Annotated in this window: 21 protein-coding genes; 4 read left to right on the top strand and 17 right to left on the bottom strand. The window is 73.1% G+C overall.

The genetic code is table 11. The features are described 5' to 3' along the window. Position 1: 1 nt before the first annotated feature. From trpM to hisI, 7 genes are all read right to left on the bottom strand, one after another. The gene (trpM, locus tag SL103_RS09095; RefSeq protein WP_069568225.1) at positions 2-238 is read right to left on the bottom strand and encodes a tryptophan biosynthesis modulator TrpM; all 237 of its coding nucleotides are present in this window, start codon (positions 236-238) and stop codon (positions 2-4) included. Positions 239-260: 22 nt separating this feature from the next. Further along, positions 261-1,070 carry an indole-3-glycerol phosphate synthase TrpC gene (gene trpC, locus SL103_RS09090; protein ID WP_069568224.1) on the bottom strand — a complete coding sequence of 270 codons (810 nt, stop codon included), beginning with the start codon at positions 1,068-1,070 and terminating at the stop codon, positions 261-263. A 172-nt stretch (positions 1,071-1,242) separates the two neighbouring features. Further along, positions 1,243-1,689, bottom strand: a complete 447-nt coding sequence (locus tag SL103_RS09085) for a DUF2752 domain-containing protein (protein ID WP_079145649.1) — start codon at positions 1,687-1,689, stop codon at positions 1,243-1,245. A gap of 203 nt (positions 1,690-1,892) precedes the next feature. Next, on the bottom strand, positions 1,893-2,135 hold the full coding sequence (locus SL103_RS09080; RefSeq protein ID WP_069568222.1) for an HGxxPAAW family protein: 243 nt from the start codon (positions 2,133-2,135) through the stop codon (positions 1,893-1,895). An 85-nt stretch (positions 2,136-2,220) separates the two neighbouring features. Next, the gene (locus SL103_RS09075) at positions 2,221-2,940 is read right to left on the bottom strand and encodes a TIGR02234 family membrane protein (RefSeq protein ID WP_079145648.1); all 720 of its coding nucleotides are present in this window, start codon (positions 2,938-2,940) and stop codon (positions 2,221-2,223) included. A gap of 115 nt (positions 2,941-3,055) precedes the next feature. Next, the gene (locus SL103_RS09070; RefSeq protein ID WP_069568221.1) at positions 3,056-4,648 is read right to left on the bottom strand and encodes an anthranilate synthase component I; all 1,593 of its coding nucleotides are present in this window, start codon (positions 4,646-4,648) and stop codon (positions 3,056-3,058) included. An 11-nt stretch (positions 4,649-4,659) separates the two neighbouring features. Continuing rightward, positions 4,660-5,043, bottom strand: a complete 384-nt coding sequence (gene hisI, locus SL103_RS09065) for a phosphoribosyl-AMP cyclohydrolase (RefSeq protein ID WP_069568220.1) — start codon at positions 5,041-5,043, stop codon at positions 4,660-4,662. 32 nt (positions 5,044-5,075) lie between these two features. Here hisI and SL103_RS37715 point away from each other — a divergent pair, with 32 nt between their 5' ends. Next, positions 5,076-5,219: a hypothetical protein gene (locus SL103_RS37715; protein ID WP_164492776.1), complete on the top strand. Its 144-nt coding sequence runs from the start codon at positions 5,076-5,078 to the stop codon at positions 5,217-5,219. 26 nt (positions 5,220-5,245) lie between these two features. On the opposite strand, the gene SL103_RS09060 is transcribed toward SL103_RS37715, so the two are convergent. Both SL103_RS09060 and SL103_RS09055 read right to left on the bottom strand, forming a co-directional pair. Further along, positions 5,246-5,878 (bottom strand): TIGR03085 family metal-binding protein, encoded by a 633-nt coding sequence (locus SL103_RS09060; RefSeq protein ID WP_069568219.1) that lies wholly within the window; start codon positions 5,876-5,878, stop codon positions 5,246-5,248. Positions 5,879-5,939: 61 nt separating this feature from the next. Then, positions 5,940-6,839, bottom strand: a complete 900-nt coding sequence (locus SL103_RS09055) for a LysR family transcriptional regulator (protein ID WP_069568218.1) — start codon at positions 6,837-6,839, stop codon at positions 5,940-5,942. 95 nt (positions 6,840-6,934) lie between these two features. On the opposite strand from SL103_RS09055, the gene SL103_RS09050 reads away from it, so the two are divergent. Genes SL103_RS09050 through SL103_RS09040 form a run of 3 tightly spaced genes read left to right on the top strand, consistent with a single transcriptional unit; the run spans position 6,935 to position 10,342 of the window. Further along, positions 6,935-7,642, top strand: a complete 708-nt coding sequence (locus SL103_RS09050; protein WP_069568217.1) for a succinate dehydrogenase — start codon at positions 6,935-6,937, stop codon at positions 7,640-7,642. Position 7,643: 1 nt separating this feature from the next. Then, the gene (locus SL103_RS09045; RefSeq protein WP_069568216.1) at positions 7,644-9,602 is read left to right on the top strand and encodes a fumarate reductase/succinate dehydrogenase flavoprotein subunit; all 1,959 of its coding nucleotides are present in this window, start codon (positions 7,644-7,646) and stop codon (positions 9,600-9,602) included. Further along, on the top strand, positions 9,599-10,342 hold the full coding sequence (locus SL103_RS09040; RefSeq protein ID WP_069568215.1) for a succinate dehydrogenase/fumarate reductase iron-sulfur subunit: 744 nt from the start codon (positions 9,599-9,601) through the stop codon (positions 10,340-10,342). The genes SL103_RS09045 and SL103_RS09040 overlap by 4 nt, the downstream gene beginning before the upstream one ends. A gap of 31 nt (positions 10,343-10,373) precedes the next feature. Here the strand turns inward: SL103_RS09040 and hisF are convergent, their stop codons facing one another. The 8 genes from hisF to hisD are packed head-to-tail and all read right to left on the bottom strand — an operon-like array spanning position 10,374 to position 16,117. Further along, positions 10,374-11,138, bottom strand: a complete 765-nt coding sequence (gene hisF, locus SL103_RS09035) for an imidazole glycerol phosphate synthase subunit HisF (protein WP_069568214.1) — start codon at positions 11,136-11,138, stop codon at positions 10,374-10,376. Further along, positions 11,135-11,551, bottom strand: coding sequence for a Rid family hydrolase (locus SL103_RS09030; protein ID WP_069568213.1), 417 nt, complete (start codon positions 11,549-11,551; stop codon positions 11,135-11,137). Before SL103_RS09030 ends, hisF begins: the two co-directional genes overlap by 4 nt. Then, a complete protein-coding gene (priA, locus tag SL103_RS09025) occupies positions 11,548-12,273 on the bottom strand; it encodes a bifunctional 1-(5-phosphoribosyl)-5-((5-phosphoribosylamino)methylideneamino)imidazole-4-carboxamide isomerase/phosphoribosylanthranilate isomerase PriA (RefSeq protein WP_069573553.1) in 726 nt (241 codons plus the stop codon). The genes SL103_RS09030 and priA overlap by 4 nt, the downstream gene beginning before the upstream one ends. 8 nt (positions 12,274-12,281) lie before the next feature. Further along, a complete protein-coding gene (gene hisH / locus SL103_RS09020; RefSeq protein WP_069573551.1) occupies positions 12,282-12,935 on the bottom strand; it encodes an imidazole glycerol phosphate synthase subunit HisH in 654 nt (217 codons plus the stop codon). Next, positions 12,926-13,090, bottom strand: a complete 165-nt coding sequence (locus tag SL103_RS37710) for a hypothetical protein (protein WP_164492775.1) — start codon at positions 13,088-13,090, stop codon at positions 12,926-12,928. Before SL103_RS37710 ends, hisH begins: the two co-directional genes overlap by 10 nt. Then, positions 13,087-13,680 (bottom strand): imidazoleglycerol-phosphate dehydratase HisB, encoded by a 594-nt coding sequence (gene hisB / locus SL103_RS09015; protein WP_069568212.1) that lies wholly within the window; start codon positions 13,678-13,680, stop codon positions 13,087-13,089. The genes SL103_RS37710 and hisB overlap by 4 nt, the downstream gene beginning before the upstream one ends. Beyond that, on the bottom strand, positions 13,677-14,795 hold the full coding sequence (locus tag SL103_RS09010) for a histidinol-phosphate transaminase (RefSeq protein WP_069568211.1): 1,119 nt from the start codon (positions 14,793-14,795) through the stop codon (positions 13,677-13,679). The genes hisB and SL103_RS09010 overlap by 4 nt, the downstream gene beginning before the upstream one ends. Next, positions 14,792-16,117, bottom strand: a complete 1,326-nt coding sequence (hisD, locus tag SL103_RS09005) for a histidinol dehydrogenase (protein ID WP_069568210.1) — start codon at positions 16,115-16,117, stop codon at positions 14,792-14,794. The genes SL103_RS09010 and hisD overlap by 4 nt, the downstream gene beginning before the upstream one ends. Positions 16,118-16,215: the final 98 nt, after the last annotated feature.

Genomic DNA, 16,215 nt, shown 5'->3' with positions numbered 1-16,215 from the left:
GTCAGCGTGCGGCAGCCGTGCGCCATCGGCGCCCGTTGATCTGTCCCGGCTCCGAGCCGATGTGATAGCGGACCCGCCGTCCGCGGACCCGCCGCGCGGGTGCCCGGCAGCCGCGCGGCCGGCAGCCGCGGCCGAGCGCCGCGTGCCGTCCGTCGCCGGCGGCCGCGGCGAGCGCGCCGGCCGGCCCGGGGCGGTGGCCCGGGGCGGGGCGGCGGAGGCGGGAGGCGCTGGCGGTCATGGCGGAGTGCCGGTCCTCGCCCTCAGGCCCGGCCGTGGCGGATCGCCGGGTGGGAGCCCGCGGCGACCAGGTCGGCGACCGCGGTCCTGGGGTCCTTGCCGGTGACCAGCGACTCGCCGACCAGCACCGCGTCCGCGCCGTCGTTGGCGTACGCGATCAGGTCGTGCGGTCCGCGGACACCGGACTCGGCGATCTTGACGATGTGGTCGGGGATCTCGGGGGCGATCCGGGCGAAGTTGCCGCGGTCGACCTCCAGGGTCTTGAGGTTGCGGGCGTTGACGCCGATGATCTTCGCCCCGGCGTCCACCGCGCGGGCGACCTCTTCCTCGTCGTGCACCTCGACCAGCGGCGTCAGCCCGATCGACTCGGCCCGCTCGATCAGCGAGACCAGGGCCTCCTGCTCCAGCGCGGAGACGATCAGCAGCGCGAGGTCGGCACCGTAGGCGCGGGCCTCCCACAGCTGGTAGGCGGTGACGATGAAGTCCTTGCGCAGCAGGGGGATGTCGACCCGGGCCCGGACGGCCTCCAGATCGGCCAGCGAGCCGCCGAACTTGCGCTGCTCGGTGAGGACGGAGATGACCGCGGCGCCGCCCGCCTCGTAGTCGGCGGCCAGACCGGCGGGGTCGGCGATCGCGGCGAGCGCGCCCTTGGAGGGGCTGGAGCGCTTCACCTCGCAGATCACCGTGACGCTCTCGCCCTTGAGTGCCGCGACACCGTCCATCGCGGGGCGTGCCTTCTGGGCCCGCTCCTTGAGCTCGTCGAGGGTGACGCGCGCCTGCCGCTCAGCGAGGTCGGCGCGGACCCCGTCGATGATCTCGTCGAGCACACTCACGCGAGCGGCCTCCTTCTGGAGCGGTTGAGGTGGACAGTGCCCCGGGGGACGAGCTGTCCCGTCCGGCTCTCTGATGGTATCCGCCATGGCACGCAGGTCTCGCATCCGGTGGACCGCGGTCCCACGACCTGGACACTTCCGGGCGGGCCCGGGCGGCGGACCCGGGTGCCGGTCACGGTGCCAGGCCGCTGCCGAAGGGGAGGTTGCGGACGACCGTGAAGGCCAGCAGCAGCGCGGCCAGCGTCCACCAGTGGACGGCGCGCGGCCGGGGGCCCGCCGTGGGGCGGCCGCGGGCGGCCCGGCCCAGCCAGAGCACCCAGAGGACCGCGCAGGCGGCGTAGCCGGCCACCGCGAGCGCATTGGCGCCCAGCGCGGCGGTGAGGTCACCGTGCGCGACGGCGTGCGCGCTGCGCAGGCCCCCGCAGGCCGGGCAGTAGAGCCCGGTCAGGTGCAGCAGGGGACAGACGGGGTAGTGGCCGGGCCGGTTCGGGTCGACGGCGCCGACGTAGGCGAAGGCGGCGGCGGTCGCGGCGAGGGCGCCCAGGGGTGGCGCGAGACGGCGCGCCGGGCCGCCCCTGGGCCGGGTGTCCGGCCGGGCCTGCGCCACGGGATCGCTCACGTGGCGAGTGTGCCGCGGTCCGGCCGCGGGCGCCTGCCGGGGCGGCCGTACGGGGGTACGCGCGAAGGCGCGGCTTCTCGGCCTCCGTACGGGGTGGGCACGGACGGCGGGTACGGCACCCGGGGGTGCGTACGGGCCGGGAAGCGGCGCCTTCGGGGTCGGTCAGGAGCGGCAGCCGGGAGCGGTGCCGCGGGAGCGGCGGCTCAGCCTTCCTGGGGCTGCGCCTGGGCCGCGGGCTTCGCCGCCGAGCGCTTGGGCTCCTGGCCCAGGCCGGCCGCGCGCATCAGGCCGCCCGCCACGGCGCCGAGGCCGATCAGCACGATGCCGGCCCAGAAGCCGGGCACGTTGTCCAGCACGATGAAGGCGCCGGCCACACAGAAGCCGATGAACGAGATGATGACGCCGGTCCAGGCGGCGGGGGTGTGTCCGTGGCCACTGCTCGACATGTGTGCTCCTCGTAGCTCTCGCGCGTCGGGTCGGGCGCGCGGTGATCCTCGGCGTCCATTGTCACCGATGCCGCGCGCGGCTCTTTTACCGGGTGGGGTCCTCGCCGCGGTCCAGGGACTTCCAGATCTCCTCGGGGCGGTCCAGATCGGGCGCCGGCGGGGTGCGCCGCGGGCCGCGGGCGCCGCCGGGCGTGCGCTCGTAGCGGCCCGACATCGCAGGCCAGTGGCGTCCGCGGAACAGTGCCAGCAGCCCGGCGATCAGCAGCAGCAGGCCGCCGGCGGCGGCCACCCACGGCCAGCCGGTGTGCGTGACGTGATGCACATCGGCGCCGGCCAGTCCGACCGCGGTGGCGGCCTTCTCGCGCAGCGCGGAGGTGTCGGCGTTGCCCACCAGTGCGGCGGCCACGATCCCGGCGCCGCTGAGCGTGAGGAGGACCGCGACGCCGGTCCGGCCGGCCCGGCGCACCGCGAAGACGGCGACCAGCGCGGCCAGGCCGACCACGGCCAGGGCGCCGGGCACACCGGTCACGTCGGCGCCGGTCACGCTGCGCGGCAGTTCGCCCTGGGCGAGCTGGGCGGAGCCGCGGGCCCAGATGCGGCCGGAGGCCAGCAGCGCGAGGCCCGCGCCGGCCGCGCCGGCCAGCAGGGCCAGGGCCAGGCTGCGGCGCGCGCCGCGGTCCGCGCCGCGCGCGGGCCCGGCCGGCGCGGTCTCGGCGGCGTCCCCGGGCGGGGACGCGGCGCCGTCCGGGAGCTCGCTCTCGTCCGAGGGCTCGGGGTCGGTACGGGTCTGGGGTGCGGCACTCACGCGTACCACTATCGCGCACCGGCCCACGGGGACCGGAGCGCGGGGGGTGCACCCCGCGACGGGGCGGACCGGGGCAGGAGCCGTTGGTGGTCCCGCCCGGTCACCACCCCGAGGGCTACTGGCCCAGACGGTTGGCCGTGTGCACCGCCCGCAGCACCGCCGCGGCCTTGTTGCGGCATTCGGTGTCCTCGGCCATCGGGTCGGAGTCGGCGACGATTCCGGCGCCGGCCTGGACGTAGGCGGTGCCGTCGCGCAGCAGGGCGGTGCGGATGGCGATGGCGGTGTCGGAGTCGCCGGCGAAGTCGAGGTAGCCCACGCAGCCGCCGTACAGGCCGCGCCGGGTCGGCTCCAGTTCCTCGATGATCTGCAGGGCGCGGGGCTTGGGGGCGCCGGAGAGGGTGCCGGCGGGGAAGCAGGCGGTGAGCACGTCGAAGGCGGTGCGGTCCGCCGCCACCCGGCCGGTGACGGTGGAGACGATGTGCATCACGTGGCTGTAGCGCTCGACGGACATGAAGTCGACGACCTCGACGCTGCCCGGCTCGCAGACCCGGCCCAGGTCGTTGCGGCCCAGGTCGACCAGCATCAGGTGCTCGGCGCGCTCCTTGGGGTCGGCCATCAGCTCGTCGGCGAGAGCCTGGTCCTCCTGGACCGTCGCGCCGCGCGGGCGGGTACCGGCGATGGGGTGCACCATGGCGCGGCCGCCCTCGACCTTCACCAGTGCCTCGGGGCTGGAGCCCACCACGTCGAAGGGCGCCCGGCCGGTGGCCTCGTCGCCCGCGAAGCGGAAGAGGTACATGTACGGGCTGGGGTTGGTGGCCCGCAGCACGCGGTAGACGTCCAACGCGCTTGCCGTGCAGGGGGTTTCGAAGCGCTGGGAGGGCACGACCTGGAACGCCTCGCCGGCCCGGATGCGCTCCTTGATGTCCTCGACGGCCTCCCGGAAGGCGGCGCCGCCCCACTCGGCGGTGTACGCGGGGACCTCGGACGGCGGGAGGGCGGCGGCGCTGGGCGGCGCGGGCCGGGCGAGGTCGTCGGCCATGGCGTCGAGGCGGGCCACCGCGTCCGCGTACGCCTCGTCGATGCCGGTGTCGAGGTCGTTGTGGTTGATCGCGTTGGCGATCAGCAGGACCGTGCCGCTCCAGTGGTCGAGGACCGCGAGGTCGGAGGTGAGCAGCATGGTCAGCTCGGGCAGCCCGAGGTCGTCGGTGGTCTGCTCGCCGACCTTCTCCAGGCGGCGCACGATGTCGTAGCCGAGGTAGCCGACCATGCCGCCGGTGAACGGCGGCAGCCCGGCCCCCTCGATGAGGTCGCGGGGGGTGTGCAGCGCCTCGACGGTGGCGCGCAGCGCGGCGAGCGGGTCGCCGTCGGTGGGCACGCCGACCGGCGGGGTGCCCAGCCAGTGGGCCTGCCCGTCGCGGGTGGTGAGGGTGGCGGCGCTGCGGACGCCGATGAAGGAGTAGCGCGACCACGTGCGGCCGTTCTCGGCGGACTCCAGCAGGAAGGTGCCGGGGCGTCCGCTCCACTGCGTTCCGTCTTCGCTGCCGGACCCGCCCGCGGACGCGGAGCCGGCGAGTTTGCGGTACAGCCCGACCGGTGTGTCGCCGTCCGCGAGCAGGCGGCGGGTGACGGGGATGACCCGCCGGTCCTTGGCGAGGGTGCGGAAGGTGTCGAGGTCCGGAGTGGCGGTGCCGGTGGTTCCCGTGGTCATGGCAGCGGAGCCTACTGTCCCCGGTGGTCCTCGGTCGCCAGGACGTCCGCGTCGAAGCAGGTGCGGGCGCCGGTGTGGCAGGCGGCGCCGACCTGGTCGACCTTGACCAGGACGGTGTCGGCGTCGCAGTCCAGCGCGACCGACTTGACGTACTGGAAGTGTCCCGAGGTGTCGCCCTTGACCCAGTACTCCTGGCGGCTGCGGCTCCAGTACGTGCAGCGGCCGGTGGTCAGGGTGCGGTGCAGCGCCTCGTCGTCCATCCAGCCCATCATCAGCACTTCGCCGGTGTCGTACTGCTGGGCGATGGCGGGGACCAGGCCGTCGGCGTCGCGCTTGAGGCGGGCGGCGACGGCGGGATCCAGGGAGCTGGCGGCGGTGGGGCGGCTGCTGGTCATGGGTCCATTGTGCCGTGCGGCATCCTGCAGACATGCATCCTCAGCAGCCGCCGCCCGTGCCACCGCCGCCGGAACCGGACCGCGCCGCGCGGGTGGCGGCGCGGGTGCTGGCTGCGGTGTTCGTGGCGGCGGTGGTGGTGGGCGTGGTCCTGGCGGTGGTGGTCGTGGGGCGCTAGGGGCTGTCGTGCGGAGCGGGTCGGGCTCAGACGCCGAGTTTCGCCGTCATCAGCCGCGCGACGGCGTCCTTGTCGCCGTCCAGCTCCACGTGGGCGGCGTCCTGCCGGCCGAAGGCGAACAGGGTCAGCTCGCCCGGCTCCCCGACGACGGTGACCACCGGGGTGCCGCGGTGCGCGACCGCCGTACGGCCGTCCGGGCGGCGCAGCACCAGGCCGACCGGGGACTTGCGGCCGAGCACCCGGGCCATCCGCTCGATCCGCGACCACAGCGCGTCGGCGAAGACCGGGTCCGGCTCGCGCGGGGCCCAGTCCGGCTGCGCCCGGCGGACGTCCTCGGCGTGCACGTAGAACTCGACGGTGTTGGACGCCTCGTCGATCGGTTTCAGGGCGAACGGTGAGAGCCGCGGCGGGCCGGTCCTGATGAGCCGGAGCAGCTCCTCGTACGGCCGGGCCGCGAATTCGGCCTGCACCCGTTCCAGGCGGGCCGCCAGCGGCTTGACGAGGATTCCGCCGGCCGCGTCGGCGCGCCGCTCGCGGACCACCACATGGGCGGCCAGGTCCCGTGTGGTCCAGTCCCCGCACAGGGTCGGCGCGTCGGGGCCCGCGCTCTCCAACAGGTCGGCGAGCAGCAGCCGTTCGCGCTTGGCATGGGTCGACATGCCGCCAGCCTACGACCGGCCGGGACCCCTCGCCACGGCACCACGCGGGGCCGACCGGGCGTCAGGACGTGCCCGGCTCCAGGTGCTCCTTGAGGATGCGCTCCAGTTCGCGGGCGGCGCGGGGCGGGGAGACGTCGCCCCGGTGGGCGACGGAGATCACGCGGTGCATGCCGGGGGTGGCGAAACGGGTGACGCGCAGCCCGGAGCGCTCGGCGACCATGCTGGGGACGACGGCGATGCCGAGTCCGGCGCGTACGAAGCCGAGGACGGCGTCCATCTCGCCGCCCTCGACGGTGAAGGTGGGCTCGAAGCCGGCCGCGCGGCACGCCGCGGTGGTGAATTCCCGCAGGTCGTAGCCGCGGCGGAACATGGCGAGCGGGCGGTCGCGGAGGTCCGCGACCCGGATGCGGGTGCGGCGGCCGCCGACCGGGGCGGGGCGGTCCGGGGCGGAGACCACGACCAGTTCCTCGCGCAGCAGGTCGGAGGTGGCCAGCGCGGGGGCCTGGACCGGGAGGGGGGTGATGATCAGGGCGAGGTCGAGTTCGCCGTCGGCAAGTGCGCGGACGAGGTCCTGCGAGCCGTCCTCGGTGACGAGCAGGTCGACGCCCGGGTAGGTGGCGTGGAAGGCGCTCAGGACGTCGGGGACGAGGCTGGCGCAGAGGCTGGGCGGGGCGCCGAGCCGGAGCCGGCCGCGGCGCAGCTGGGCGACCTCCTGGACCTCCCGGCGGGCGGTCTCGGTGTCGGCGAGGATCCGCCGGGCGAACGGCAGCAGCGTCTCGCCGGCGTCGGTGAGGGTGATGTGGCCGCGTGCGCGGTGGAACAGCTCGGCGCCCAACTCCCGCTCCAGGGAACGGATCTGCTGGCTGAGGGAGGGCTGGGCGACGTGTTCGCGCTCGGCGGCGCGGGTGAAGTGGCGGGTGTCGGCGACGGCGGTGAAGTAGCGGAGCTGCTGCAGCTGCATGGGGGGACTGTACGGCATCGATAGGCGGAGCCTATGGAGATGAGCCGGACCATGTCTTGGACTGATGGCGGGTGGTCTCCTTACCGTCGGGACCCATGGCACTGGACACACGGACGGACCGACGGCCGTCCCTCGCAGCCACGCTCTGGGGCTCGTCCGTCGGCAAGAAGACGGTGATGGCCGTGAGCGGCCTGATCATGCTGCTCTACCTGGTCGTCCACATGATCGGCAACCTGAAGATCTTCTTCGGGGCGGCCGAGTTCAACCACTACGCGCACTGGCTGCGCACCGTGGGCGAGCCCTTCATGCACTACGGGTGGACGCTGTGGCTGGTCCGTGTGGTGTTGATCGTCGCCGTCGTCGCGCATGCCGTCTCCGCGTACCAGCTCAGCCGCCGTGGCATCGGGGCGCGGCCCGGCAAGTACGTGCACCGGAAGCCGAGGGCGAGCTACGCGACGCGCACCATGCGCTGGGGCGGGATCATCCTGGGCCTGTTCGTCGTGTGGCACCTCCTCGACCTGACGACCGGCACCGTGCACCCGGGCGGCTTCCAGGAGGGCCACCCGTACCAGAACGTGGCGGACACCTTCTCCACCTGGTACGGCAACGTGATCTACATCGTCGCGATGGTGGCGCTGGGCCTGCACGTCCGGCACGGCTTCTGGAGCGCCGCGCAGTCGCTCGGGGTCGGCAGCCGCAGCCGTGACCGCCTCCTGAAGACCACCGCCAACGCCCTCGCGCTGGTGCTGACGGTGGGCTTCGTCTCCGTACCCGTCGCCGTCATGACCGGAGTGGTGAGCTGAGATGACCGCATACTCTGCGTACGCCGAGTACCCGACCGGTGCGCCGGTCGCCGACACCAAGGCACCGGCCGGGCCGGTCAGCGAGCGCTGGGACACCCGCCGCTTCGAGGCGAAGCTGGTCAACCCGGCCAACCGCCGCAAGCACACCGTCATCGTCGTCGGCACCGGCCTCGCGGGCGGCGCGGCCGGCGCCACGCTCGCCGAACAGGGCTACCACGTCGTCCAGTTCTGCTACCAGGACTCGCCGCGCCGCGCCCACTCGATCGCCGCGCAGGGCGGCATCAACGCCGCGAAGAACTACCGCAACGACGGCGACTCGATCCACCGGCTGTTCTACGACACCGTCAAGGGCGGCGACTTCCGCGCCCGGGAGTCCAACGTCCACCGGCTGGCGCAGATCTCCGTCGAGATCATCGACCAGTGCGTCGCCCAGGGCGTGCCGTTCGCCCGCGAGTACGGCGGCCTGCTCGACACCCGCTCCTTCGGCGGCGTCCAGGTCTCCCGCACCTTCTACGCCCGCGGCCAGACGGGCCAGCAGCTGCTGCTCGGCGCCTATCAGGCGCTGTCCCGGCAGATCGCCGCCGGGAACGTCGAGATGCATCCGCGCACCGAGATGCTGGACCTGGTGGTCGTCGACGGGCGGGCCCGCGGCATCGTCGCCCGCGACCTGATCACCGGGAAGATCGACACGTACTTCGCGGACGCCGTCGTCCTCGCCTCCGGCGGCTACGGCAACGTCTTCTACCTGTCGACGAACGCCATGAACTCCAACGCCACCGCGATCTGGCGGGCGCACCGCCGCGGCGCCTGGTTCGCCAACCCCTGCTTCACCCAGATCCACCCCACCTGCATCCCGCGCACCGGCGACCACCAGTCGAAGCTGACGCTGATGAGCGAGTCGCTGCGCAACGACGGCCGGATCTGGGTGCCGAAGGCGAAGGGCGACGACCGGCCGGCGAACGAGATCCCCGAGGACGAGCGCGACTACTACCTGGAGCGCGGCTACCCCTCCTTCGGCAACCTGGTCCCGCGCGACATCGCCTCCCGCGCCGCCAAGAACGTCTGCGACGAGGGCCGCGGGGTCGGCCCCGGCGGGCAGGGCGTGTACCTGGACTTCGCCGACGCCATCGCGCGGCTGGGCCGCAAGGCCGTCGAGGACAGGTACGGCAACCTCTTCGACATGTACCAGCGGATCACCGACGAGGATCCGTACGAGGTGCCGATGCGGATCTATCCGGCCGTGCACTACACGATGGGCGGGCTGTGGGTCGACTACGACCTCCAGACCACCGTCCCCGGCCTGTTCGCGATCGGCGAGGCCAACTTCTCCGACCACGGCGCCAACCGCCTCGGCGCCTCCGCCCTGATGCAGGGCCTGGCCGACGGCTACTTCGTGCTGCCGTCGACGATCAACGACTACCTGGCGCGGCACCCGCACACGGACGAGGTCACCGCCGGACACCCCGCCGTCCAGGAGGTGCTGGCCGAGACCGAGGACCGGCTGAACCTGCTCCTCGCCGTCGACGGGGACCGCACCCCGGACTCCTTCCACCGCGAACTCGGCATGCTGATGTGGGAGTTCTGCGGAATGGCCCGCACCGACGCGGGCCTGCGCAAGGCGCTCGACCGCATCCCGCAGATCCGGGAGGAGTTCTGGCGCCGCATCAAGGTGCCCGGCACCGGCGCGGAGTTCAACCAGTCCCTGGAGAAGGCCAACCGCGTCATCGACTACCTGGAGCTGGCCGAGCTGATGTGCCTCGACGCGCTGCACCGCGAGGAGTCCTGCGGAGGCCACTTCCGCGAGGAGTCGCAGACGCCGGACGGCGAGGCGGCCCGCCGGGACGAGGAGTTCTCCTACGCCGCCGCCTGGGAGTTCACCGGCACCGGCGCCTCCCCCGTCCTGCACAAGGAAGACCTGGTCTTCGAGTACGTCCACCCCACCCAGCGGAGCTACGCATGAGGCTCACCCTGCGCGTCTGGCGCCAGCAGAACGCCGGCGCCGAAGGCGCCATGTCCACGTACGAGGTGGACGGCGTCTCCTCCGACATGTCCTTCCTGGAGATGCTCGACACCCTCAACGAGGAGCTGATCCTCAAGGGCGAGGACCCGGTCGCCTTCGACCACGACTGCCGGGAGGGGATCTGCGGAGCCTGCTCGCTGGTCATCAACGGCGAGGCGCACGGCCCCGAGCGGACCACCACCTGCCAGCTGCACATGCGGTCCTTCGAGGACGGCGACACCATCGACGTCGAGCCCTGGCGGGCCGCGGCCTTCCCCGTCGTCAAGGACCTGGTCGTCGACCGCTCCGCCTTCGACCGGATCATCCAGGCCGGCGGCTACATCACCGCCCCGACGGGCGCCGCACCGGACGCCCACGCCACCCCCGTACCCAAGCCGGACGCGGACTCCGCCTTCGAGCACGCCGAGTGCATCGGCTGCGGGGCGTGCGTGGCGGCCTGCCCCAACGGCGCGGCGATGCTCTTCACCTCCGCCAAGGTCAACCACCTCAACGTGCTGCCGCAGGGCGCCCCCGAGCGCGAGAGCCGGGTGCTCGGCATGGTGGCGCAGATGGACGAGGAGGGCTTCGGCGGCTGCACCCTCGCCGGTGAGTGCGCCACCGCCTGCCCCAAGGGCATCCCGCTGTTCAGCATCACGAAGATGAACCGGGAGTTCGTCCGGGCGGCCCGCAGGGGCCGCTGAACGGCCCGGCGGGGCGGGCGGGGCGCCGCGGTCAGCGGACCGGGTGCCCCGCCTCCCGCAGGGCGCCCTTGACCTCGGAGATCCGCAGGTCGCCGAAGTGGAAGACGGAGGCGGCCAGCACCGCGTCGGCGCCCGCGGCGACCGCCGGGGCGAAGTCGGCGAGCCTGCCGGCGCCGCCGGAGGCGATCACCGGGACGGTGACGTGCTTGCGCACCGCCTCGATCATCTCGACGTCGTAGCCGTCCTTGGTGCCGTCGGCGTCCATGGAGTTCAGCAGGATCTCGCCGGCGCCCAGCTCGGCGGCGCGGTGGGCCCATTCGACGGCGTCGATGCCGGTGCCGCGGCGGCCGCCGTGGGTGGTGACCTCGTACCCGGACGGGGTCCCGGCGTCGGTGCGGCGGGCGTCGACGGAGAGGACCAGGACCTGGCTGCCGAACCGCTCGGCGATCTCGCGGATCACCTCGGGGCGGGCGATCGCCGCGGTGTTGACGCCGACCTTGTCGGCGCCGGCCCGCAGCAGCTTGTCGACGTCCTCGGGGGTGCGCACGCCGCCGCCGACGGTGAGCGGGATGAAGACCTGTTCGGCGGTGCGGCGCACCACGTCGTAGGTGGTCTCGCGGTTGCCGGAGGAAGCGGTGATGTCGAGGAACGTCAGCTCGTCGGCGCCCTCGTCCCCGTAGACCTTCGCCATCTCGACGGGGTCGCCCGCGTCCCGCAGGTTCTGGAAGTTGACGCCCTTGACGACCCGGCCGTTGTCGACGTCCAGGCAGGGGATGACTCGTACGGCCAGTGTCATGGCTGGGGGGCCTTTCTGTACGCCTCGACCTCTACCTCGACGACCAGGCGCGGGTCCACGAAGCCGGAGACGATGATCATGGATGCGGCGGGGCGGACGGCGTCGAACAGTTCCTTGTGGGCACGCCCGACCTCGTCGACGTCCCGCGCATGGGTCAGGTACATCCGGGTGCGCACGACGTCGTCACGGCCGAGGCCGGCCTCCTTCAGCACCGCCAGCGCGACGCCGAAGGCGGTGACCGCCTGCTCGTACGGGCCCCCGTCGGCGACCTGTCCGTCGATGACGGAGCAGCAGCCGGAGACCAGCACCAGGCCGTTGGGGAGTTCCACCGCCCGGGAGCGGCCGAAGGCGTCCGCCCAGGGGTCCTCGGCCCCCGGCTCCGCGGAGGTGACGCGCCGTACGCCGACGCTCATGAGGAGACGGCCTCCAGCGCCTCTTCCAGCGTGAACGCCTTGGCGTAGAGCGCCTTGCCGACGATCGCGCCCTCGACGCCCTCCGGCACCAGCGTGGCCAGCGCCCGCAGGTCGTCGAGCGAGGAGACACCGCCGGAGGCGACGACCGGGCGGTCGGTGGCGGCGCAGACGTTCCTGAGCAGCTCCAGGTTGGGGCCCTGGAGGGTGCCGTCCTTGTTGATGTCGGTGACGACGTAGCGGGCGCAGCCCTCGGAGTCCAGGCGGGCCAGCGTCTCGTAGAGGTCGCCGCCGTCGCGGGTCCAGCCGCGGCCGCGCAGCGTCGTACCGCGCACGTCCAGGCCGACCGCGATCTGGTCGCCGTGCTCGGCGATGACCTTGGCGACCCACTCGGGGGTCTCCAGCGCGGCGGTGCCGAGGTTCACGCGGCGGCAGCCGGTGGCGAGTGCGGCGGCGAGGGTGTCGTCGTCGCGGATGCCGCCGGACAGCTCCACCTTGATGTCCATGGACCGGGCGACCTCGGCGATCTGCGCGCGGTTGTCGCCGGTGCCGAAGGCGGCGTCGAGGTCCACGAGGTGCAGCCATTCGGCGCCGGCCCGCTGCCAGGCGAGGGCCGCCTCCAGCGGGTCGCCGTAGGAGGTCTCGGAGCCGGACTCGCCGTGGACGAGGCGGACGGCCTGGCCGTCGCGGACGTCGACGGCGGGGAGGAGTTCGAGCTTCGGCATCAGGGGGCTCACAGGGTGTTGATCCAGTTGGTCAGGAGCTGGGCGCCGGCGTCGCCGGACTTCTCGGGGTGGAACTGGGTGGCCCACAGCGGGCCGTTCTCGACCGCGGCCACGAACGGCCGGCCGTGGGTGGCCCAGGTGACCTTCGGCGCGGCCATGTGCGGGTTGGAGGTCTCCAGCTCCCAGTCGTGCACCGCGTAGGAGTGCACGAAGTAGTAGCGGGCGTCGGCGGGCAGACCGGCGAAGAGCGCGGAGCCCTCGGCGGCGTCGACGGTGTTCCAGCCCATGTGCGGAACGACGTCCGCCTTGAGCGGGCCGACCGTGCCGGGCCACTCGTCGAGGCCCTCGGTCTCCACGCCGTGCTCGATGCCCCGGCCGAAGAGGATCTGCATGCCGACGCAGATGCCCATGACCGGGCGTCCGCCGGCCAGCCGGCGGCCGATGATCCAGTCGCCGCGGGCCTCCTTCAGGCCGCGCATGCAGGCGGCGAAGGCCCCGACGCCGGGGACCAGCAGGCCCTCGGCGGCCATCGCCCGGTCGTAGTCCCGGGTGATCTCCACCTCGGCGCCGACGTGCGCCAGGGCGCGCTCGGCGGACCGGACGTTGCCGAAGCCGTAGTCGAGGACGACGACCTTCTTACGGGGTGCGGTGGTCAACTCCAGACCTCCAGCCGCAGCACGCCGGCGGCCAGGCACATCGCCGAGCCGACGGACAGCAGCACGATCAGGCTCTTGGGCAGCTGCTGCTTCCAGAAGGAGTAGACGCCGCCGAGGAGGAAGAGGCCGAGCAGGATGAAGACGGTCGACAGGCCGTTCACAGCGCGCCCTTCGTGGAGGGGATGATGCCGGCCGCGCGGGGGTCGCGCTCGCTGGCGTAGCGCAGCGCCCGGGCCAGCGCCTTGAACTGGCACTCCACGATGTGGTGGGCGTTGCGCCCGTACGGGACGTGGATGTGCAGCGCTATCTGGGCCTGCGCGACGAAGGACTCGAAGATGTGCCGGGTCATCGTCGTGTCGTAGGTGCCGATCATCGGCGCCATGTTCTCCGGCTCGGTGTGCACCAGGTAGGGGCGGCCGGAGAGGTCGACGGTCACCTGGGCGAGCGACTCGTCCAGCGGGACGGTGCAGTTGCCGAAGCGGTAGATGCCGGTCTTGTCGCCGAGCGCCTGCTTGAAGGCGGCACCCAGCGCGAGGGCGGTGTCCTCGATGGTGTGGTGGGTGTCGATGTGCAGGTCGCCGTCGGTCTTGACCTTGAGGTCGAACAGGCCGTGCCGGCCGAGCTGGTCGAGCATGTGGTCGTAGAAGCCGACTCCGGTCGATACCTCCACCTCGCCCCGGCCGTCGAGATCGATCTCGACGAGCACGGACGTTTCCTTCGTGGTGCGCTCCACGCGTCCTACGCGGGTCATCGCTTGCTCTCCTTCAGTACTGCACGAACCGCGTCGAGGAACGCGTCGTTCTCGGCCGGGGTGCCGGCGGTGACCCGCAGCCAGCCCGGTACGCCGTTGTCACGGACCAGCACGCCCTGGTCGAGGATCGCCTGCCAGGCGGCGTGGGAGTCCTCGAAGCGGCCGAACTGCACGAAGTTGGCGTCGGAGGGGGTGACCTCGCAGCCGATCGTCCGCAACTCGGTGACCAGGCGGTCCCGCTCGGTCTTGAGCTGCTCGACGTACTTCAGCAGGGTATCGGTGTGCTCCAGCGCGGCCAGCGCGGTGGCCTGGGTGACGGACGAGAGGTGGTACGGCAGCCGGACGAGCTGGACGGCGTCGACCACGGCGGGGTCGGCGGCGAGATAGCCCAGCCGCAGCCCGGCGGCGCCGAACGCCTTGGACATCGTCCGGGAGACCACCAGGTTGGGGCGGCCCTCGATCAGCGGCAGCAGCGAGGGGCGGTGGCTGAACTCGCCGTACGCCTCGTCGAGCACCACCAGCGCCCCGGCGGGGCCGGGCGCGGCGGCCTGCGCGGCCTCGTACAGGGCGAGCACCGTGTCCGCCTCGACGGCGGTGCCGGTGGGGTTGTTGGGCGAGCAGATGAAGAGCACATCGGGGCGGTGCGCGGCGATGGCCGCCTTCGCCGCCTCGACGTCGAGGGTGAAGTCGTCGGCGCGCGGGCCGGAGATCCAGCCGGTGCCCGTACCGCGCGAGATCAGCCCGTGCATCGAGTACGACGGCTCGAAGCCGAGGGCGGTGCGGTCCGGTCCGCCGAAGGTCTGCAGCAGCTGCTGGATGACCTCGTTGGAGCCGTTGGCCGCCCAGACCTGCTCCTTGGTGACCGTGTGGCCGCCGGTGCGGCTGAGGTAGCGGGCCAGCTCGGTGCGCAGCTCGACCGCGTCCCGGTCGGGGTAGCGGTTGAGCTCGCGGGCCGCCTCGGTGACCCGCTCGCCGATCCGCCGGACCAGCGGCTCGGGCAGCGGGTAGGGGTTCTCGTTGGTGTTCAGGCGCACGGGCACGTCGAGTTGCGGGGCGCCGTACGGGGACTTGCCGCGCAGCTCGTCCCGGATGGGGAGATCGTCGATGCCGGTCACTTGCTGCCGGGAACCTTCCAGTCGAACCGTGCCTTGATCGCCGCGCCGTGCGCCGGGAGGTCCTCGGCCTCGGCGAGGGTCACCACGTGGTGGGCGACCTCGGCCAGCGCGTCGCGGGTGTAGTCCACGACGTGGATGCCGCGCAGGAAGGACTGCACGGACAGGCCGGAGGAGTGGCAGGCACAGCCCCCGGTGGGCAGCACGTGGTTGGACCCCGCGCAGTAGTCGCCCAGCGAGACCGGGGCGTACGGGCCGACGAAGACCGCACCGGCGTTGCGCACCCGGGCGGCGACGGCCGGGGCGTCGGCGGTCTGGATCTCCAGGTGCTCGGCGCCGTACGCGTCCACGACGCGCAGGCCCTCGTCGATGCCGTCGACGAGGACGACGGCCGACTGCCGGCCGGAGAGCGCCGGGACGATCCGGTCGTCGACGTGCCGGGTGGCCGCGATCTGCGGCTCCAGCTCCTTCTCGGTCTTCTCGGCCAGCTCGACGGAGTCGGTGACCAGGACCGCGGCGGCCATCGGGTCGTGCTCGGCCTGGCTGATCAGGTCCGCGGCGAGGTGCACCGGGTCGGCGGTGTCGTCGGCGAGGATCGCGATCTCGGTGGGCCCGGCCTCGGAGTCGATGCCGATCCGGCCCTTGAGCAGGCGCTTGGCGGCGGCGACGTAGATGTTGCCGGGGCCGGTGACGAGGTTGGCGGGCAGGCACTCGTCGGTGCCGTACGCGAACATCGCGATGGCCTGGGCGCCGCCGGCGGCGTAGACCTCGTCCACGCCCAGCAGGGCGCAGGTCGCCAGGATCGTGGGGTGCGGCAGGCCGCCGAAGTCCTTCTGCGGCGGGGAGGTGACGGCGAGCGACGCGACGCCGGCCTCCTGGGCGGGGACGACGTTCATGACGACGGACGAGGGGTAGACCGAGCGGCCACCGGGGACGTAGAGCCCCACCCGCTCGACCGGGACCCAGCGCTCGGTGACCGTGCCGCCGGGGACGACCTTGGTGGTGACGTCCGTGCGGCGCTGCTCGCGGTGGACGATCCGGGCGCGCCGGATGGACTCCTCCAGGGCGGCGCGCACCGCCGGGTCCAGCGCGTCGAGGGCGCCGCGCAGGGCCTCCGCGGGCACCCGCACCCGCTCGATCTCGACGCCGTCGAACCGTCGCGCGCAGTCGATCAGCGCCGCGGTGCCGCGATGGCGTACGTCCTCGCAGATGGGCCGCACCTTCTCCAGGGCGGCTTCCACGTCGAACTCGGCACGGGGCAGCAGGTCACGCAGGGCGCCACCCTCGGGGAGGGCGTCACCGCGCAGATCGATTCGGGAGATCACGTCCCCAGTGTCTCAGACCCGCTCCCGGCGCCGAGCGGCCGTATCACTCAGTGATACACAGCGACGCACGGTGCGGACAGTCCGTCACCGGCGCCCGC

Origin of the sequence: Streptomyces lydicus, from assembly GCF_001729485.1 — a bacterium.
In the GTDB taxonomy this organism is placed as follows: Bacteria; Actinomycetota; Actinomycetes; order Streptomycetales; family Streptomycetaceae; genus Streptomyces; species Streptomyces lydicus_D.
The sequence above is the reverse complement of the archived record's forward strand: the minus strand, read 5'-3'. Positions and strand labels throughout refer to the sequence as shown.